Here is a 20,295-nt window from a genome sequence, read left to right as displayed (position 1 = left end):
CTGATCCGCTATGGCGAACAGTAAACCAAGTCCAAAACCCATCGCCCTGATGGGCTATATCCTGATCTTCATCACCTTTGGTGTCTTTGGCAGCTGGGCCGCCGTGGCCAAGCTGGACAGCGCGGTGGTGGCGCCGGCGACGATCTCGCTTGAGGGGAACCGTCGGGTTGTCCAGCATTTCGAAGGCGGGATCGTAGAAGAAATTCTGGTGGCCGAAGCGGGTACTGTAACGCAGGGCGATGTTCTGGTGCGCCTCAGCAGCATCGAAGCGCGCTCCAACCTCGAGGTGTTTTCGACCCGTCTGGATGTGGCCCGTCTGGTTGAGGCGCGGCTTTTGGCCGAACGTGCGCTCGAAGATGAAGTGATGTTCCCCGAGGACGTGCTGTCGCGCAACTCGCAGTCTGTGTCATCCGTCTTGGCTGATCAGAAAGACCTGTTTAGCGACCGTCGTTTGATCCTGAAAAGTCAGGAAGACATCCTGTTGGCGCGGGTGGAACAGATCAAGGTTCAGATTGAAGGTCTGGAAATCCAGAAAGGCGCATTCGAGCGCCGGATCGCCAATTACACCGAAATGCTTGTGCGAATGCGTGATGGTGAAACCCGTGGTTTGATCCAGGGCAACCAGCTGTCGCAACGCGAGGACGAGTTGATCGAGATCGAGGCGAACCTTGGTCAGGTGATCTCGGACATTGCGCAGGCCCGCGCCAGCATTGGCGAAACGGAACTGCAAGCGCTGCAGTTGAAACAGGAATACCGCGAACGCGCCAGCACCGAGCTGGAGCAGGTGCGTGCCGAAATCAGCGAGTTGATGGAGCGGCGCAAGGTAGCCGATGACGTGCTGGACCGGACCGAAATCCGCGCGCCGGGGTCGGGGACCATCCAGAACCTCAAGGTGCATACAGTCGGTTCTGTGATCCGTCCGGGTGAGGTGCTGATGGAGCTGGTGCCAGAAGACGAGGAACTGATCGTCAACGCCCGCGTTTCACCCATCGATGTAGATAACGTGGCTGTTGGCCTGATGACCGAAGTACGCTTCACGGCGTTCAAAACCAAGCTGATCCCGATCATGTTGGGCACAGTCGATACGGTATCCGGTGACGTCATCACGCCCGATAATGCCAATGAACAGCCCTATTATCTGGCCCGTATCACTGTGGATGAAAACGACATCCCAGCCGAGATCAAAGACCGGCTGAGCGCAGGCATGCCTGCAGATGTCGTGATCACCACGGGCGAACGCACGGTGATCGACTTTATCGCGTCACCGCTGATGGATGCGGTGCGCAAAAGCATGATCGAGGAATAAACGCCTCAGGCTGCCCTCGATGGGGGCGGCCTTAACTTGCTGGCGTGGCCGCCGATCCCGCCAGAATACCCCCGTCAACCGTCAGCTCCGCCCCCGTCATATAGGCCGCTTCGTCAGAGGCGAGCAGGACCGCGATTGCCGCGACTTCCTCGGGCTGGCCGAAACGTTGCATGGGCGTATCGGCCACCATTGCCGCCGCACGATCGTTGCGGTCCGGGCCATTGCCCAGCATAGGTTCCCACATCGGCGTCATGATCGCGGCGGGATGGATGGAATTGCAGCGGATGTTCAACCCCTGACCGGCACAATAGAGGGCGACCGTTTTTGTATGGTTGCGCACCGCCGCTTTGGACGCAGCATAGGCCGCGGCCATCGGAATTCCGACGAGTCCCGAACGCGATGAGATGTTTATGATCGACCCGTGGCCCTTTGCGCGCATTGCACGGATCGCATAGCGACAGCCCAGAAAAGTGCCATCCAGATTGACCGCATGTACAGAGCGCCAATCGGCCAGCTGCGCGTTTTCAGGGTCATGGCGGGGCGGGGTGCTGTCAGCGGACCCCTCAAAACCGGTGATGCCCGCATTATTGACCACAACGTCAAGCGTGGGAAATTGCCTGGCGATGGCGTGCCAATCCGCTTCCGAGGCGACATCGAGGGGGGCGAAAGTGGCTCCGATCGCGGTGGCCGTGATCTGGCCGGCGGCGCTGTCGATGTCCGTGACGATAACCTCTGCGCCTTCATCGGCAAAGGCGTGTGCGATGGCAGCACCGATGCCGCGCGCCGCCCCTGTGACAAGAGCAGTTTTTCCAGTGAGTCTGGGCATGGGATTTCCTTGGGTAGAGATGAAAACAGATGTCCGAAACCGTCACAGGGCAAGCCTGCGGATTTCGGGGTAAAGCATTTTCCAGATTACCGGTGACGCTTGTCCATTTTCGTTCACTCCCAATGTCGTGTGGCGGTTTTATCCGACCGGTCGAACCGCCTTAGGCGATCAAATCGAATTCCTGGAATTCGGCGCGCAGGCCGATCAGTGAAATCACCTGACCGTCGTAGGTTTCCCAGCTGAAGCTGTACGTGTTGGCACCGCTTTCGCTAAAGGCCGCACGGTCGATCATGATCACTTCGTTGCCGACGGTGATCACGCCAACTTCGGTCTCTTTGGCCTGAATGTAGTCGATAAACATCTGCGCGCGGTCGTCGAATTCGCGGTGGTCGGTCGTGCGCTGGCTGACGAACAGGTAATCGGTCAGGGACAGCGCATCCGTATCGTTCAGATTAAAGCTGGCTTTGACGGTGGTCTGGCCCAGCTGGAATTCTTCCATCTGAAGCTGTCCGTTGACGATATCGGACATGTTGATCGTGATCTTGTCGCCTTGTACCGCAGCAACCAGCGCGGCAAGCGTTTCAGGATCGGTCGCGGCGGTGGATACTTCCTGAGTTGTCTCGGAAAGCTCCGCATCGGTGTTTTCGCGGATCATGGCCTGCACGGTTTTAACAGGGGCCAGTGTCGCCGTATCTGCATCGACTGCCGGCAAGGTCACATGCAGCATTTCCTGTTGCAACACGGAGGCATCGCCGGCGGCAGGTGCTTCTGCCATCTCGGTGTTCAAAGACAGATCCAGTCCGAGGAATTCCGCCAGCATGTCCAGCAGCGCAGTGTCGGATGCGTCGGCAACCTGTTCGGAGTCGGTGACGTCTTCTGTTACGCGTTCGGCAAGCCCGATGGCTTTCAATCCTTCAAGCACCTTGCGCTGGTTGTCCATCAGCACCGCCTCGGACATGAAGCCCATGGCGATGGCGATGGTGCTTAGACCCATAGCATAGGTGTTCTGTTGCATCGCCAGACCCTGCTGGCCCATGGCGTCGCGCATCTGCATCTGGGCTTCGAAAGAGCCGTGCAGCACGTCCGTATCCACAGATTTCATCGCTTCCGATACGGCCGGTGTGTCGGCGTCGTCGGCATCCATCGCGATGGCTTTGAAATCGCTGTCCGCTGAAATCACAGCCGAGAAATCCAGCAGATCATCGTCAGTTGCGGCCTGTTCTTCGGGAGCCAGCATCACCAGCTCTTCGGAGGCCAGGAACAGGGTCCAGATCAGCGCGGCCAGCATCGCAGAGGGGTGCAGGCGCACCTTGCTGCCGCGTTCAAAGCGGATCACGCGGTGTTCGCTGTCGCCTTCGTCGCCGTTCTGCATCGAGGGCAGGGCGTGGTTTGTGTAATCTGCAATCAGCGCGTTGAAATCATGGCCGCGCAGGGGGCGGCGCACGTTCGGGCTGTCCAGCACATAAGCGCCGTCAATCCGCGCCATATGGATAAAGACATCGCCATTGAGGTGGCAAAAGATGAACCACGGATCGCCCTCGTCGGTGACGCCGCGCATGGTTTCAACGGGCACATTGGCCCCGCCAAGCAATTGTTTAACGCGGAACAGATCGGCAAGTTCCTGATTGCTCCAATCGCGCTTGGGGTCGGGCAAAATATCGGGCAGGCTGGCGGCGGCCACATCCCCAAGGCTGACTGCCCCGTCATCCGCTGTGCGGAACGACAGTTTTTCGGTCTCGTCCGTCAGGAAATCCTGCGCAGATGAGCCGTCTTTCTTGCCGTGGAATGAGAGGATTGTCGCCATTCTTGTGATCGCCCCGATCAGTCTTGTCTAAGCCACGAGATGTCTCTTGGCCCGTTATAACGTCTATCGCCTGCGCAATCTACAAAAGATGCGCAGACAGGCTGATCTTAACCGGCTTCTTCAGCGTTGAAGAGAATCTGATAGGTCAGCGGCTCGTAATACTTCAGCAGGGTTTTGACAAAACTCTTGGGATCCTGACCGAGGGCCGTGGCCCATTCCGCGTAACGATGCGCAGGGATCTTGCCGCGACCATTCTCCAGCTGGGAGATGAACGTGTAATAATCCAGCGACAAACGGTCGGCGAGATCGCGTTGCGACAGGCCTTCGGCCTCGCGCAGTGCTTTCAGCCAGAGACCAAAGGTCGCGCGCTGTTCTTTGTTTTCCTCAGGGGTCGATTTTTGCAGCTCTGCTAACATGGGTTTGCCCTCAAATGGCAGTTCGGGGATCTGTATCCTGCCGCTCGGGGCAGGGTGTTCAGTGAACCACTATACAGCAGAATTTCCCCAGTGGCAAACCTAGTTACACGAATTGTTTACAGATTTGGGTAAAATACCTGCCGCCTGACAGGTCTGTTTCCCGAATCCGGCATAACCCGTGCAGAAGGGTCACAGTGCTGACAATGCGTGCCTATTTTTCCCGCTCAAGTAGTGGTGCGTCGCTCAATAAATCAACAAAATCGTTGGTCACATCGTCCCATGTGCGCAGTTTGGTCGCGGCGATCTTGGCCTCCAAAGCCTCGCGATGGGCCGGATCGGCGATAAGTTTGCGGCAGGCGGCATGGATGCTGTCCAGTGAATGTGCATCACAATATTCCACCATATCGCCGCCCACCTCGGGCATGGAAGAATTATCGGCAACCACACCGGTTTTGCCAAAGGACAGCCCTTCGCCGATGGGCAGGCCCCAGCCTTCGTAAAAGCTGACCATGGCGGTAAAGACACAGGTTTCGTAAAGATAGCCCAGTTCGGTGTCGGTGGGCCGGTCGGCGAATTGCACCCAGCCGCCCAGATTATCGGTGCCGCGCATCAGCTGGTTGAAATCATCATTGTACCAGCCCGGTTTGCCGGCAAAGACCAGTTTGGGCACGTTCAGCCCTTCTTCGCGCGACAGCCGCTGCCACGCCTGCGCCAGCCGCCAGATGTTTTTGCGCGACTCCATGGTACCGACCACCAGCACAAAGGGCACTTTGGACAGGTTCAGGATCTCGCGGCGCAGCCCCAGCGTGCGATCCACGCGGGTCTTGTAGGGCCCTGAGGGCCCCTTCATCGGCTTGGGCGCGGTTTTGGATTCAACCACGGTAAATTTCTGCGCCAGCGGCACGGTCTGGATCGGACGTTCCACGCCGATTTCCTCCATAAACGCCTTCAGATCCTTACTGGTGTTCTTGGAGTTGCCGAAATAGCTGGTGCAATACCCCATCGAGGTTTTCAGCCAGCGATAGAATTCCTGACTGAAATCACCGGCGATATGTTCGGGGGTGATGATCGGGATCAGATCATGGATCAGCTGGCTGATCTCGACGCCCTGATTATCGGCCAGCCCCTGAAAACAGGCGTCCAGCCCGTCGATGGCCCATGTGGCGCCCAGCACCACCAGACGGTCGCCCTTTTGCGCCATCTTGGACACCAGCGTGCGTTCGAGATCATAGGTTTTCGGCTCCGGCTCTGGCAGAACGCCGGCCTTGAAGTTGCGCCATTCCAGAATGCTGGAGTTGTGTTTGTTGAAATGCGCCTCGTTGCCGCGCATCGCGTGGAAGCTGCTGCGCAGGTAGTGGAACCAGTATTTCATCGGCCGATTGCGGTAGCGTTCCAAGGTCGGGGCGGTTTCCTGCCGCGAGCGCGCGCCTTTGCCAAAGAAAACCGCGCTTAGGATGTCGGGGTCGAATTCGTCCATTTCGGCAATGAAGTCGGACGGGATCGCCACATATTCACGCCGCGCCCGATCCCAATAGGACAGGTGCACAAACTGCGTGCCGTGGCGCTCGACCATACGTTTGATCACCTCGAAGGAGACCCGCTGAATACCGGAAACGGAAGTTTCTTTTTCTACGTAAAGCACAATGTCAGTGACATCGAAAAAATGCGTCTTCATTTCATCCGTTCTTTGCAGCAGGGCAGGCCAAAGGGGCCCACGCGAGGTTAACCCGCGTTCTTTGAAGGTAAATACGATGTTTCTCAACCCCTGTGGCGGTGCTAAGAGGCGCGTATGGCTGTGCTTTACTATGACCTGTCCGAGCAGTTTTTGGCATCGGGACTGAAGTTCAAATACTACGGTATTTCACGGACGGTGATGGAGGTCGGCTATGAGCTGGCCTTGTCGGATGCGGATGTGCGCTTTGTCATTTTCTCGCCCGCGCATGAGCGGTTTTTCGAAGTCACGCCGCGTATCGGGGCCGACAGCCCGACGGGCATCCTTGACCCCGGATTGCCGCCCGAGGCGACGCCGATCAGAATGCGCTACAGCTTTCCAAAACCTAATAAAATCCGCGATCTTTTGTACCCGATCGCCCTTTGGGGCGCACGGATGATCAACCTGTGGCGCTGGCGTTCTGTGCCGGCGGATATGGTGCGCGAGGTGGATTTGCATGACCAGCGGCTGGTGTCATTGGGACGGCCGAAAATCATGGCCGATTACCTGACGGTGCTGGGCCGCGCCGGGGTGCGGATCAAGCTTAATCCGTTGCTGCATGACATGATCCCGATCTATGAATATGCCCACTCCAGTGCCAGCAAGTTTTCCAATAATTTCACCCATGACAATCACATCGTGATCAGGGAATCCGAGCGGCTTCTGTCCAATTCTCTCTTTACCAAGGATGAAATTGAGCGGTTTTCTGCCTCCGGCCATCTGCCACCGGTGCCTGATGTGGTTGCGGTGCCCCTGTGTCATGAACTGCGCCCGACGGATGAGCCGGTGGTGCAAGTGGGACCTGCCGAGCCTTATGTGCTGTGTGTTGGCATCCTGACGGGGCGCAAGAACCTTGAGTGCGTGATGGAAGCGCTGTTGCATCTGCATGAGACGGGGCGCCCCGTGCCGCCACTGGTGCTGGCGGGTGCACAGCGCAAACGCACCGACAGTTATCTGGAGCAGGGCCGGTTTGACCCGATCCGCGACCGCATCAACATTGTGACCAACCCCAATCAGGCCGAACTGCGTCGCCTTTATGAGGGCGCGATGGCGCTGGCCATCCCTTCGCGTATGGAAGGGTGGGGGCTGCCTTTGGGCGAAGCCTTGTGGCTGGGCACGCCCGGTCTGGCCTCGACCGAAGCGGCAGCATTGAAAGAGGTTGGCGGCGATCTGGCGCAGTATTTCGATCCAGATGATCCAGGTGCCTTGGCTGATCTGATCGATGCGATGCAGTCTGATGGCGCAGGCTATGATGCTTTGAAGACGCGGATTGCCGCGGGCAAGGGGAAGTTGCGCACTTGGAAAGATGTGGCGGCTGGTGTTTTGGCTGCTACAGAGATGGTGTGACGCTTAGCATAACGTCCGTTAGCGGTTGTTCCCCTCTCATATGAATAGACAACTCAACTTCAGGCAGATCTAAAAACCAGCCTGATCTTACCGCAGCACCACCCACAAGAAGTTGGGCATTTTGCCTCTCACAAAAATACCCTACAAGCCGCTCTATGTCTTGGAACCCCTTCACCAAACGCGCGTCGCGCCCGCCGCTGTTTTCCGAACAGGATCGCAGCAACCTGTCATGGTTCTGGCACGGGTATTTCAAATCCAAAACGCCCTGGCTTTTCGCGGTGCTGGGCATGGTGATGATACAGGGGCTGGTCTATCAGCAGTTCATCAGCCTGACGGAAACCGGCCTGCGGGTGATTTTTGAAAAGGGTGATATCGGCGGGCTGATCAAGGTCTGCTTTATGGTCTTTGGCATCTTTGCGATGCGGGCCTTGATGTCATTCCTTGTGCCACGGGTGTCGATCTGGCTGGCCAGTGATGCGGTGTTGCGGATGCGGCAGGATCTGATTGATCACATGATGATCCTTGATCTGTCCTACTTTGAACGCACCTCTTCGGGGGACATCATCCTGCGGCTGGTCAATCAGGCCCATGACCTGAGCGATTTTGTCGGCCAGACCACGGTGTCGGCGGTGCGCGATGTGGCAACGGTGGTGATTGTGTCGGGCTATCTGATCTGGAAATCACCGTGGCTGTTTCTGTCCACCATCATTGTGATGCCCTTTGTGCCGCTGATGGTGCGCTATGTGTCCAATAAGATCAAACACATCCAGCGCAGCGCGGAAAACGCAATGGGTGCCTATATGACCGGCATCGAAGAGATGTCCAACGGCATGCGCACGGTGAAGATTTCCAATCAGGAACCCGTAGAAAAGCAACGCCTGTTCAAGGCCACCGCCGAGATCAAGGACCTGTCGATCCGCCTGCAATCGGCCCAGGCGCTGATGATGCCCACGGTCGATATCCTATCCGCTTTGGTGTTCATCCTGATCATCGGCGGTGGGGGGTACATGGCGCTGAGCGAAGGGTTCGATATGGACGGGGCGTCCGTGGTGGCCTTTATGATCGGCATGGCGCTGATCTTTGATCCGGCGCGCCGCGTTGCGCATTTCTTTGTGAAACTGCAGGCCTCTCTGGTAATCCTCGACGGGGTGCGCAGTCTGTTTCGCGAAGTGCCCAGCATCACCAATGCACCGAATGCGGTGGATGAATTCAATGCCCATGGCGATATCGTTTTTGAAGGTGTGGATTTCCAATATACCGACAAACCGCCGCTGTTTCAGGACCTGAGCCTGACATTTGAAAGCGGCAAGGTCAGCGCGATTGTGGGCGCGACGGGGTCGGGCAAGACCACAATCCTAAGCCTGATGGCACGGCTTTATGATGTGCAGGGCGGGCAGGTGAGCATTGGCGGCACGCCGGTGAACCAATTGCGCATCCCTGTGTTGCGCCAGTCGTTTTCGGTGGTGGCGCAGGACATTGTGATCTTTAACTCCTCGATCTGGGAAAACATCCGCTATGTGAAACCCGAGGCCACAGAAGAGGAGATCTGGGCCGCGGCCACCCATGTGGGCATTGACGGGTTGATCCGCGAACGCGGCGACGCGCCGCTGGGGCCCAAGGGCGCGCAGCTGTCGGGCGGGCAGAAACAGCGGGTGGCGATTGCACGGGCCTTCCTGCGCTCGGCCCCGATCCTGTTGCTGGACGAGGCGACAAGTGCCCTAGACCAACGCACCGAGGATAAGGTGAAGGCGGCGCTCAACACGCTGTCAGACGGTAAGACCACCATCATCGTCGCGCACCGCTTGTCTGCCGTGACCCATGCCGATGTCATCTATGTGCTGGACGAAGGGCGCATTGTGGAACAGGGCACCCATGCCGAGCTGATGGAGATGGCGGGGCTTTATGCCGGTATGTATGGGGCACAGCGGCAGAGTTACGGGTGATTGCTATTATGCTACTTTGAAGTAGCAGTTTAACAATCAGTAGTTTTTGAACGCACTTACAAAAGTCTTTAGGCGACCTCATTGAGGACATTAAATTCTGATCGAACGGCCGCAGCAATTACGCTACTTATGGAGTTCCTGATGAAAACTATCACTGTAAGCTTTATTTTCGGCCTTTTAGTCGCTGGCGGAGCAATGGCGGGCTCTATTACGACCAAAGTCGGCTCTGGCACATACATCACGACAACAACGGATGGAAATGGTGGAGGTACCACTACGACCTGCACAAACGTCGGAAGCTCAACCATCTGCAATTAACGCCCGTTTTAAGCGCAGCTATAAATCGCCTCAGCTGAGGCTGTCACACACCCCGTTCGAAACCTAAACAATTGCTGACAATTACTGCCTCTACCCGTGGCAAGAACCAGTTGCAGCACGACGAACGGGGTGCGTGGATGAAGAGACCTGTAAGGTTAGTTATGTAATATAGTTCTTGGCCGAAAGGACGTGACGATGGGATCGGTTCTCGGTGAACATGACTATACTGTCCCGCCTGCAAGACACTGATGCCTTCGTTTCTTGAGGGTTACCCCGTAAACGGATCGTCCAGCACGCCGACAAGTGGCATCAGGAAATCACCGCTGCCAGTGCTAAGCGCATCGGCATAGTGGCCGTTGATCGCACTGATCGCATCCTGAATACTGCCCTGGCTGCCGTCAAACAAAGCCATTGCATTGGACGCGTCATCCACATCGGACATGCCTTTGTGCACGGCGAAATAGGCACCGATGTCGGCCTTGTTTTCCAGATACTGGCGGTCTTCGATCACCTGCGCGATGAAGGCCGGTTCGGACCCCTGCGGGATCGCGGCCTTGGCCCCTTCCAGCACTGACAGGATAAAGACGTCGCGCCCGACCGTGCCTGCATCCAGCAGATCGGTCCAGAAGGTGAAGCCGTCAGCATCAGGTACACGGCCCAGCACGTTTTCATAAACGGCAGTGGCAAAATCGGTGTTGTTCATACCGGATGGATAGGTATCGCGGGTCTCGGCCTGATCGATGAACAGGGCGGCCATGTCCTCAAGCGACAGGCCGTCGCTATAGGCATTGCCCCAGAACGCCAGCCCCAAGGCATCGGGCGCGCGGTTGAAATAGGCGATATAAAGTTCAACGATCTGGCCAAAGTCTTCGGCATCCAGATTGGTGATGCCGTCAAAGGAGTCGACCTCGAACAGCCCGTTGTCGAGGGTCGAAGCACCGGACTGGAAATCCAGCCGTTCGATGCTGACCAATGTGTCAATGCCGTCTCGCCCCGCCACACGGTCGATCAGGATCAGATTGCCCGCGGTCAGGGTCAGCGTGTATTGCGTCTGCGCGCCGGTCAGGTTGAGCGTATCAGTTCCCTGCATCCCGTTGATCACGTCATTGCCGGCCCGCGCGGTAAAGCTGTCGTCGCCAAAGGTCGGGGTGTATTCTTCGACCACCGGCTCGGGGTCCGGTGTGGAAGGTTGCGGCGCTGGTGTGGCCTCGGCCGCGCCATAGAAAATCTGTGCGCCCTGAATGTCACCCGCGGCCAGCCCCGGCAGGTCGCTGATGTCGCTGGCATACATGATGGTTTCGGTATCTCCGGTGTGATCAAGCCCGAGAACATGGCCGATTTCATGCAGCGCAACCTGATAGAGCCCGACTTCGTTGCGGGCCACATCGTGATCCGTGGTCCAGTTCTCGGAGACATCAAACCGGATTTCCGCCTCGGTAAAGCTGAACAGGGTTTCGGTGGTTTTGGAGCCGCGGGTCGATGCTTCGCCGACCACGCCGAAGGCCCCGTCAATGGTGTCCCACCCCAGATGGATGTCGGTCTGTGCGCCGTCCGCGATTTCGACAAAATCGATGTCGGCAACATCTTCCCATGCCTGAAAGGCTTCGCGAATGATATCGCGATAGGCGGGATCATTAATATAGCTGGAGAACCCGAAACCGGTGCCCGGGGTATCAGCGAAGCTCCAGTAAACAGTGCCACCGGGTGTTCCGTATTCACCCTCGCCCCATTTCGCATTGCTCAGATGATATTCATTCGTGCAGAACTCACACATTCAAAAACTCACACATTGACAGCCCACCAAAGGCGCTTGTTGCATGCATATGCGTGGATATTAGGGCAAGACTATGTTGAAATGTGGCAGGTGTTAGCCGGGCGGTGTTTCGCCGGATGACGCCTGCCGAACCGGCGGATTGCCCCGCTGCGCCCCTATGTTCGCATAAAATATCCATTGCTTTTGCGGGCTTGCCCCCTGTGAAGGCCGGCGAAGAAACAGGCCGTTTTGCGGCAAATTCCCACACTTACCGGCTGTTTCTGAAGGTTTAGCAGAAAAGTTTAGATGATTTTAACGTCGGAGTGGTTTGGCACATGCACCGGAACGCATGCCGATGCCCGACCGCCCCGGTGGGGCTCTGGAAATGCATCGCCTTATAAAGGTAATTGGAAATGCCCACGGATCTTTTGATCGACAAATATCGACTGGCGTTTAACATTTCTCCGGTGCCGTTGCTTTTGGTTTCCGATAGCGGGGAAATCATATTGGCCAATTCTGGGTTGCTTGATCTATTCGAATATTCCGCAGAGGCGTTAATCGGCAAGAATGTCGAAATCCTGGTGCCTGAATCTGTCCGAGGCCACCATCATGAATTGCGCAACGCCTATCACCGCGTGCCGACAAAGCGCAGCATGGGCGACGGGCGGGATCTGTACGGGGTCACGCAGTCGGGCCATACCATTCCGCTGGAACTGGGGATCGAGCCGGTGTCCGACAGTGATACCACCATGGCCCTGATTGCCGCCATTGATATCCGGCAACGCAAAATCCACGAAGAGCGTATGCATCAGGCAATGGATGCTGCGGCCAGTGCAATGGTCATGGTGGATCATCAAGGCATCATTGTTTTTGTGAACCGAACGGCTTCGCTTTTGTTCGGGTATGATGAAAAACATATGATGGGGCAGCCTGTCGAAATGCTGATCCCTGAAACCTTTCGCCGCGCCCATCCTGTGTATACCAGCGGGTATATGAGTGACAGCAGCAAGCGCGCCATGGGGTTGGGGCGTGATCTTTTTGCGCGGCGCAAGGACGGCACGCAATTTCCCGTCGAAATATCCCTTACCCCTGTTGAAACCTCTGACGGGAAAATGGTGATGAGCACCATCATCGATCTGTCCGAACGCGTTGCTGCCGCTGCCGCCCTTGCGCGCAAGAACAACGAGCTTGAAGCGCTCAATGTCGAACTGTCCCATTTCGCCAATAGCGCCAGTCACGACCTAAAGGCGCCGCTGTCCTCTATCGCCGGTCTGTTGCAACTGTGCATCGAGGATCTGGAAGAGGGCGACACGGCGGAAGTTCACAAAAACATGATGAAGGTGATTGATATCAGCCGCCGCAGTGCCGAGAAAGTCGAAGGCATACTGCGCATTGCCCGCGCGGGGCGGGACTCAATACCGAAAGAAACGGTTTCTCTTGAAAAGTTGATCCAAGAGATATGGGTGGACTTGACCGGGGCCGATATATCATCCGAACTGCGGCTGGATGTGTCAAAGGCAAAGACCCTCGTTACCGAGCTTGCGACAATGCGTGTTGTTTTTGAAAACCTTCTATCAAATGCAATTAGATATGCCGATAAGGAAAAAGAATCTCATATTATTCATATAAAAAGTGAATACACAGGTGCCGATATCAAAATTACAGTTACGGACAATGGTATCGGTATTCCGAAAGACAGCGTTGGAAAAGTTTTCATGATGTTCAAGCGTTTAGATGACCGAAGCGGGGATGGTTTGGGTCTTTCTTTGGTTAAAAAGCAAATTGACCGGCTTGAAGGTACGATTGTACTTTCAAGCATTGAAGGCGAGGGGGCGACATTAACAGTAACCTTGCCAGCAAAAGGGAAATGAAGATGAATAGAATTCCAGTAGCGGTCGTCGATGACGACAGTGCCGACCGCTATATCGTTAAACGCCGACTGTCCAAAGCGGAAGGGTTTGAGGATGTGACGGAATTTACTGGCGGATATGAGCTCCTTGAAAGGTTTTTTAGTGATCAACTCGATACGACATCCCAAGATCTTCCGCTTCTTATCCTGATGGATATCAACATGCCGCAGATGGATGGTTTTGAAACCATCGAAGAAATGCAAAGGCGCAGGACAAAGGGATACGGACCGGAAAGCATGGTCGTTATGATGTTCACATCTTCAAACAACCCGTCCGACCGTGAGCGTGCCGGAAATCTGGACCTCGTAAAGGGCTTTATCACCAAGCCGCTGGATGGCAGCGGCGCCGAGGTCATTCGAACGCTCTATTATGCCTAAGAGCTCTTGTCTCTGGCCCGTGCTTTCAGCGCCGTCGCGGCATCTTGGGTGAAGCGGCCCGCGACCTCGGCAACTGCTGCCGCGTAGCGCGCAGGCGTGTGACGCTCCTCAAGGCGCGCGCGCCCCGCCATTCCGACACTGCGCGCCGCAGCGGGGTCGGCAGCAAGCTGGCGGATCAGCGCCTGTAGCGCAGGGATCTCGTCTTCCTGTTCGATGCGGAACACCGTGTCCTCCGGCAGGTCCGCGTACCAGCCCAGATTGGTAACCACCGACGCGGCGGCCGCATTCCAGATCCGCATCTGGCTGCCCGAAGCCTCGCCCATGCTGGGATAGCGCAGGTTGAAGACCAGATGCGCCGCCGCGAGCCGCGCGTCCAGCTCTGCCTCTTCCACGAAACCATGCAGGGTGACGTGATGCGTCAGCCCCAGTTCCTGAATGCGCTGGCGGATGTAACCCGCGTCCCACAGGCTGCCCATCACATCGAGCTGAAAGTCGACCTCGCCGCGCAGGGGGGCCAGCGCCTCGAGCACTTTTTGCAGGCGCCGGTTGGGGCCGGTATAGCCGAATTGCACAAGGCGCAGCGGGCCGATGCCGGAACGGATCACCTCTGGGGGCTGGGCAGAGGGGCGAAACGGCAGGTCCAGCAGATAGGCCGGCACCGTGTCTGTCGCCGCTACCGCATCACGTGCAACGGGCGTGTGGGTCAGCACCGAAATCGCTTGGGTCAGCGCCAGTTCAAAGCCGGGGATTTCCTCTGTCAGATCACCGCGCGTGCGGCGTTCTTCAAAAACATCGCGGGCAGCGGCAAGGCCGGCCTCGCCATGCCAGCGCAGCATGTTGGCCTCATAGACATCCCGCGGGAATTTATCACGCTCCATGGCGTCGAAACAGAATTCCTGAATTGCCATGTCATGCAGGATCACAATCGACGGAATCCGCTGGATCATCCGCATGAAACCCGAATGAAAGGGCCATGCATTGCCGATGTTCACAAAAACCACTTCGGGTCCCTGCCCCGGTCTGCCATCCGCGCGCCCTGCCATCGCGAAATCACGCGGGGTGACGCGGTCGGGGTCAAGGCGGCGCACGGGGGCAAAGTCATAAAGTTCGCGGTCCCAATCCGGCGCATCTGTCCAAAGCGTCAGATCGGTCGCTTCGGCCAGTTCGGGCAGGATGCGGCGGGTGTAATGGGCAATGTCGGTCTGTGCCTTTGGCAACGGAGAGACCCAATGCACGCGGGGTTTATGGGCGTGGCTCATGCTGCGCCTTGGGGCAACGGGGTGGTGTCGACCATGCGCAGAAAGGCCGCTTCGGAACAAGGCAGCGTCAGCGGGGCGGCACGCCCGCGCCCCGAAAACACACCCACACCCGATTGATAGAGATGCAGACGCAGGGTGCCCGCGCCGGTTTCGCTGGCGGGATCAAGGCGCAGGGTGATCTGGCTGCTCTCATCCGGGGCCAGCGGACCGTTCAGTGGCTGCATCAGGTGCTGGTGGCGCAACTCCCCTGCCCCGTTGGTCCATTCGGCCAGCATACAGGTCGCACGATCCCCCGCCGTGGGCCAATAGCTGGGCGAGGTGTTGGTGACGGTAAGGCGGGTCAGGCCGGTGGCCTCTTCACGCTCGGTCACGGACAGGTTCCCGTGCATCCGCGTGGGATCGCCGTGATAAAGGTTTTCGGGCACGCCTTTTGGATCGCCAACCTTGCGTGCCAGATACTGGATATTCTCGCCGCGCATGCTCAGGTCATCGCCACGTGCCACAAGAATCTGCGCCATCTCCGGTTCGATATGGCGGTCATAGACATCAAGGGTTTGCAGGCGCACGGTTTCAAACCCTGCTGCCGTGCCGATCGTGGCCAGTTCTTGCGGCGCGTATTCGCGGTTGTGGCGGCCATAGACCCCGCCCGAGGGCACGAAGATGCCAAAGGAATAGGGGGCGACACCGTTCAGGGATTTCCACACGCCACGGTGGCTAACCACATTGGGGGTGGTGATCAGGATGTGACCGCCGGGTTTCAGGACGCGGGCGGCTTCGGTGTAGAAGAAATACGGATCCAGCGCGAGATGTTCGAGGATCTCCATCCCCGTCACCAGATCAAAGCTATTGTCAGGATAGGGCCAGGGGTCGCGCTCGCCATTGGCGACTTGCAAAGTGATGTCGAAGCTCGGGTGGTTGTCGCTGCGGGCCTTCACGCTTTGGCGATAGGGATCAGGGCCTTCCCAAAGCCCGTGCATTTCGATGCCTTTGAACTGGTTGGCCAGCAGGGCCTGAAACACCAGCGGAGGGAAAACGCCGACGTCGAGGGCAGATGTGATTTCCAACCCTTCAAGCTGGCGCAGCGTGGACATGAAACGGGTCCAATGAGTGCCAAGGTAGCCTGCAAGACCTGCATCAATCGGCGGTTCCGGACGGCCCAAAGCGGCGGGCAGTTCATCAAAGGCATAGGCCTCGAGTACCTCTTCGATATTGGCAAAGGGCAGATCGGCGGGGGCCTCTGGCGGGGCAACCGTGTCGCGCAGGATGTCGAGCGCGGTTTCCGGTGCTGGCGGCGCTGCAGCTTCGGGGGCTGGCGGCGGGGCGGTGTCAGGCATCACCGGTAGATGGGTCTGGCCAGTCAAGGTTTCGACCACGTGATCCCACGAGATGTTTTGCGCGGCATACCGTGCCTGTCCCGCCTGCCCCATACGTTCAGCTGTGCTCGCGTCCTCGGACAGCTGATCAAAGGCCGCGCCAAGGGCGGGCGCATCCGGCGCGGTGATCAACCCTTCTGCGCCGTGCGTGATGAATTCCAGCGGGCCACCTGCGTCCGTGACAGTGATCACGGGTTTGGCAGACAGCATGGCTTCAAGCGTGATATAGCCGTAATCCTCGTCTTGCGGAACAAAGACCACGCCGCGCGCCTCGGCGTAATGGCGGATCAGCGTGGCGTCATCCACCGCGCCCAGCCATGTGATACGCGCCGCGATCCCCATCTCTTCAGCCATGTGGGCAAGGTGGTTCTGGTAGGCCGGATTTTCGGCCACGCCGGCAATGACCAGACGTGTGGCTGGCGCATGGGCCAGTGCCTGAAGGGTAAGTTCCAGCCGTTTCGACGGATTGATCCGACCCGGGACGAACAGGTAATCACCATACGCCCCCGCACGCAGGTTTTCGGCGTTGGGGGGCGGGTGGTAAAGCGGCTGTGCTGCGACATCGAGGTGTTTCTTCAACCGCCCCCCGACATTACCGGAATTGGCATAGATCGGATGGGGGCTGCTGGCGAAAGCTTCGCGATCTTCCTCAGTGATCAGCGCGCGCAGCGCTTCGCCTTGCGGATCATCGAGCAGATCAGAAGTGCCCAGATCCCATTGGTCGTAGGCTTGGCGATGCTGGTGCAGCACCCAGAACATCCGGTTGGGATGCTTGGCAAGGTAGGCGGGAAATTTGAGGCCGATGGTCAGATCGACCGGCACGGCTTCGACTTCGGAAACATCAATCAGTTTGGCCGCCATGATGTGATCCGCCAGCACCTCGCCCGGATACCATTTGAAGGGCAGCGTGATTTCACAGGCGTCATGGCCACGCTGGTTCAGGGCGTGAACAAGGTTGGCACTGTGACGCTCGGCGCCGCCGGTGACAAAAGGCACTTGGGTTCTGAGGACTCCGATGCGCATCGCTTAGGCGTCCTTTGGTTTGGTGCCAAGGATGGCAAGGTCTTGCGGGCCGAACATCAAAAAGGCGAGTTCGTCGTTGAAGTCGGGTTTGCCCAGAAATTCGTTGAAACGCTCGTGCGGGTTCAACCCGCGAATGTCGACGGGATCAAATCCGGCGGTTTCAAACAGCACGCCCATGACCTGTTCAGGCATCGGTTTAAGATGCGTAGGGTCGGTGTGAAAGGTCGTGGCCCCCACCAGCACATTGCGGGTGTTAGGGGTTTCGAACAACAGCAGCCCACCGGGGGCGAGGACGCGCCCCGCCTCACGGGTGATCCATGCCACGGCGTCAAAGGGCAGATGTTCGATCAGGTGATGGGCGGTGATGACGGAGAGGCTGTTGTCGTCCTGATCCGCGAGCCCTTGCAGGGCGTCCCCAAGGCGCACGTCAAGACCGGCCTCTTTGGCCTCCTCGATCTGTACGGCATTGGTGTCGATGCCGAAGCCTGCGATGCCATGGGTTTCGAGCAGGCCAAGCCATTCGCCCCGCCCGCAGCCGATGTCCATCGCGGGCAGCTTGCCGGTGCGCAGCCATGCGGCCTCCACATCAGGCAGGTAGACCTTGAGACGGCGGGCGATTTCTTCAGGGGCGCCGCGGAACTGGTTTTCGAGCCGGTGGTAAAAGCTGTCTTTGAACAGATCGAACCCGTCGGTGGAGGGGAGTGCGGTTTCGGGCGCGGCAGATTTCGGGGCCCCCTGCCCTTTCGGAGCAGCATCCAGACGGCGCGATAGATCCGAGAACATGCGCGACAACAATGCGCTGTCGGATTGTCCGGTGCGTTTGAGGATCGTGCTTTCGCGGCGGTAATCGGCCACGAGCTCTTCGGCCAGATTTTCGTGACGGCGGGTCCATTCAAACAACCGGTGCATACGCCCGTCGGCATCTTCCAGATGGGACTGGCGGGCATCAAGGCTGGTCTGCATTGCGCCAAGGTCACGTTCGATCTGTGCTGCGCGATTTTCCAGATGATCCACACGAGGGGCGATCTGTTCCACACCACGCTGGGCGTCTTTGGCCAGACCTTTGATCCGGCCCAGCGTGAAGATGGCTGACAAATAGCGCTCGAGCCGCTTGAGGGGTTTCATGGGTCCAGTCTCCTCTACGGCCCTGTATTCTGGCCTAGAACCTAAGCCTTGCCTCGCTTTTCGTACCACTTGCGGCAGAAGCCAAGAAAGGCGCGATCCGCGTCTTTGGGCGCGTCGAGGCCTCCATCGCTCATCCAGCTGCGCCATTCAAGTTCCAGCTGGTAAATGTCCCAGCCGGGGGCAACTTCGCGCGCAGCGTCATATGTGTCGACGGCGAGAAAAACACGCGGTGCGTCAGAAGCAGGGGTCGCCTCGATCAGCGTGTCCGTTTCGCGGTTGCGGAAAATAACCTGCGTGCCTTCGATGCGAATGGCATAATCGGGGATATGGTCATAGGCTTCGTCCTGACGTGCGATATTGGCCACCAGACGGCGGAATTCGCGCGGCGTTGAGGCCGAACCGCATTTGCGTTGCAAGACAGGAAAGCCGACGCGCCATTCAAGTTTGCGGCCACAATGTTTGCGGGCAAGTTCGTACAAGCGCCGCTCAAGCGGTTTGCGCAGGCGGAAATAATTGCGGTGCAAGGTCAGGACTTCGCGGGCCTGAATGGCGTTGAAAACCCAATCGCTCAGCTCGATCTCGATTTCCTGCATGCGCCCGTCGCGGGTCTGGCGCACGATACGCGCACGGTCGATGAGCGAGAAAATATCCAGCTGCTCCTCGCCCCCGGTCACGATGTTTGTCTCGATCTGGGTGCCTTGCAGGCGGGTGAGTGCCGCGCGTAACCCCTCATAGCCGCGCCCGTCTGTGACACGGTTGGTGGCTTTCAAAAGGTCATAGGCTTTGAGACGGATGGTGCGGTTGACCACCCTGCCCTCGTTCAGCGCGGCCATGATCTGGCTGATGCAATAGATCAACACATCGCGGTCATGGATCGTCGCAAGCCCGTCCGCAGAGGGTTTGACCTCCAGATGGTTGCGCCCGCTTTCATCCTCGTAACGCCGGATCCGGTGATCGGGTTTCGTGGAAAGCGAAAAGATCGGATGCGCCATCGAAGCCATATCGCCTTTGGGTGCCGCATCGAAAATATCGCAAACAAAGAAATCCCCCTGCTCCTGCCGGTCTGGCAATAGCGGGGAGCGGGGCAAGGGCGCTTCGTCCTTGGGGATCGCGGGGTTCGTGATTTCACACACCATGAGGCTTTATTCGTGATTCCACACACGCCGTCAATATTTTCGTGATTTCACCCACAAATCTTTCGTGATTTCGCCCTCGGCATAGGGCCGTTCTTTCGTGACTCTGCACACGTTCTTTCGTGACTCTACACACGTTCTTTCGTGACTCTACACACGGGGGGGTAAAAATAGCTATTTAGAGTCAACGGATTACGAGGCGAATTTTTGAGGTAACACTCTATTAACACATATTTAACACTCACGCGCGTGAAACAGGCCTGTGGATAAGTTTTTCAGCACAGGCTTTTCACAACGTAAGCTTTTGAAAAGAATCACTTAGAAAGTGCTATCCCGAATCCGGTGCGCACGGTTTTCAGCCCTCACTCCAACCCATCACGATGCGCCTTATAAAGCGCCCAGGCCTCTTCGATCAGCACCCCTTGCTGGACACCACGCGCAGAAGCTTCCCGAGAGATTTCACGGGATACGTTTGGCATGACCTTGGCATGGACCTGCCCTGTACGGGGACTGGGTTTGCGCCCTCTGCGCTTCTTCGGGGTGCGTTCAACAAAACCGTGTTTTTCGGCGGCTTCATCGGATTTCGCCACAGTCTGCGGGCTGGTATCCTTGGGTTTGGATCGCAGCTTTCCGGGGCTTAACGAAATGCTGAATGGGTTTGGGTCAGCCAT

General features: G+C 57.7%; 15 protein-coding genes. 5 read left to right on the top strand and 10 right to left on the bottom strand.

Features of this window, described 5'->3' with window-relative positions; all coding sequences use genetic code 11:
• Positions 1-10 precede the first annotated feature (10 nt).
• Complete coding sequence (locus Z947_RS0101995) at positions 11-1,306, top strand: HlyD family type I secretion periplasmic adaptor subunit (RefSeq protein ID WP_025042637.1); 1,296 nt, start codon at positions 11-13, stop codon at positions 1,304-1,306.
• Between the two features lie 31 nt (positions 1,307-1,337).
• Here Z947_RS0101995 and Z947_RS0101990 read toward each other — a convergent pair whose 3' ends face one another.
• The 4 genes from Z947_RS0101990 to Z947_RS0101975 all read right to left on the bottom strand — a co-directional run bounded on the left by Z947_RS0101990 (position 1,338) and on the right by Z947_RS0101975 (position 6,027).
• Positions 1,338-2,132: an SDR family oxidoreductase gene (locus Z947_RS0101990; RefSeq protein WP_025042636.1), complete on the bottom strand. Its 795-nt coding sequence runs from the start codon at positions 2,130-2,132 to the stop codon at positions 1,338-1,340.
• A 160-nt stretch (positions 2,133-2,292) separates the two neighbouring features.
• Entirely contained in the window at positions 2,293-3,936 is a 1,644-nt protein-coding gene (locus Z947_RS0101985; protein WP_025042635.1) for a hypothetical protein, read from the bottom strand.
• A 107-nt stretch (positions 3,937-4,043) separates the two neighbouring features.
• Entirely contained in the window at positions 4,044-4,352 is a 309-nt protein-coding gene (locus tag Z947_RS0101980) for a helix-turn-helix domain-containing protein (RefSeq protein WP_025042634.1), read from the bottom strand.
• 211 nt (positions 4,353-4,563) lie between these two features.
• Positions 4,564-6,027, bottom strand: coding sequence for a glycosyltransferase family 4 protein (locus Z947_RS0101975; RefSeq protein ID WP_025042633.1), 1,464 nt, complete (start codon positions 6,025-6,027; stop codon positions 4,564-4,566).
• 114 nt (positions 6,028-6,141) lie between these two features.
• On the opposite strand from Z947_RS0101975, the gene Z947_RS0101970 reads away from it, so the two are divergent.
• Positions 6,142-7,410 carry a glycosyltransferase gene (locus tag Z947_RS0101970; RefSeq protein ID WP_025042632.1) on the top strand — a complete coding sequence of 423 codons (1,269 nt, stop codon included), beginning with the start codon at positions 6,142-6,144 and terminating at the stop codon, positions 7,408-7,410.
• Positions 7,411-7,565: 155 nt separating this feature from the next.
• Positions 7,566-9,353: an ABC transporter ATP-binding protein gene (locus Z947_RS0101965; protein ID WP_025042631.1), complete on the top strand. Its 1,788-nt coding sequence runs from the start codon at positions 7,566-7,568 to the stop codon at positions 9,351-9,353.
• A 586-nt stretch (positions 9,354-9,939) separates the two neighbouring features.
• Here Z947_RS0101965 and Z947_RS0101955 read toward each other — a convergent pair.
• Complete coding sequence (locus tag Z947_RS0101955) at positions 9,940-11,445, bottom strand: matrixin family metalloprotease (protein WP_025042629.1); 1,506 nt, start codon at positions 11,443-11,445, stop codon at positions 9,940-9,942.
• A gap of 392 nt (positions 11,446-11,837) precedes the next feature.
• On the opposite strand from Z947_RS0101955, the gene Z947_RS0101945 reads away from it, so the two are divergent.
• Positions 11,838-13,295 carry a sensor histidine kinase gene (locus Z947_RS0101945; RefSeq protein WP_025042628.1) on the top strand — a complete coding sequence of 486 codons (1,458 nt, stop codon included), beginning with the start codon at positions 11,838-11,840 and terminating at the stop codon, positions 13,293-13,295.
• A gap of 2 nt (positions 13,296-13,297) precedes the next feature.
• Positions 13,298-13,711 (top strand): response regulator, encoded by a 414-nt coding sequence (locus tag Z947_RS21380; protein WP_052880585.1) that lies wholly within the window; start codon positions 13,298-13,300, stop codon positions 13,709-13,711.
• Here Z947_RS21380 and Z947_RS0101935 read toward each other — a convergent pair.
• From Z947_RS0101935 to Z947_RS22150, 5 genes are all read right to left on the bottom strand, one after another.
• Positions 13,708-14,970, bottom strand: a complete 1,263-nt coding sequence (locus Z947_RS0101935; RefSeq protein WP_025042626.1) for a glycosyltransferase family protein — start codon at positions 14,968-14,970, stop codon at positions 13,708-13,710. The two genes, Z947_RS21380 and Z947_RS0101935, sit on opposite strands and share 4 nt — an antisense overlap.
• Positions 14,967-17,366: a glycosyltransferase gene (locus Z947_RS0101930; protein WP_025042625.1), complete on the bottom strand. Its 2,400-nt coding sequence runs from the start codon at positions 17,364-17,366 to the stop codon at positions 14,967-14,969. The genes Z947_RS0101935 and Z947_RS0101930 overlap by 4 nt, the downstream gene beginning before the upstream one ends.
• A 3-nt stretch (positions 17,367-17,369) precedes the next feature.
• Positions 17,370-18,491 (bottom strand): class I SAM-dependent methyltransferase, encoded by a 1,122-nt coding sequence (locus tag Z947_RS21375; RefSeq protein ID WP_025042624.1) that lies wholly within the window; start codon positions 18,489-18,491, stop codon positions 17,370-17,372.
• 41 nt (positions 18,492-18,532) lie between these two features.
• Positions 18,533-19,627, bottom strand: coding sequence for a replication initiator protein A (locus tag Z947_RS0101920; protein ID WP_025042623.1), 1,095 nt, complete (start codon positions 19,625-19,627; stop codon positions 18,533-18,535).
• A 359-nt stretch (positions 19,628-19,986) separates the two neighbouring features.
• The coding region (locus tag Z947_RS22150; protein WP_025042622.1) for a hypothetical protein at positions 19,987-20,295 on the bottom strand (309 nt) is incomplete at its 5' end.

The sequence above is a fragment of the Sulfitobacter geojensis genome (genome assembly GCF_000622325.1).
In the GTDB taxonomy this organism is placed as follows: Bacteria; Pseudomonadota; Alphaproteobacteria; order Rhodobacterales; family Rhodobacteraceae; genus Sulfitobacter; species Sulfitobacter geojensis.
This window is presented reverse-complemented; position numbering and strand designations above follow the sequence as displayed.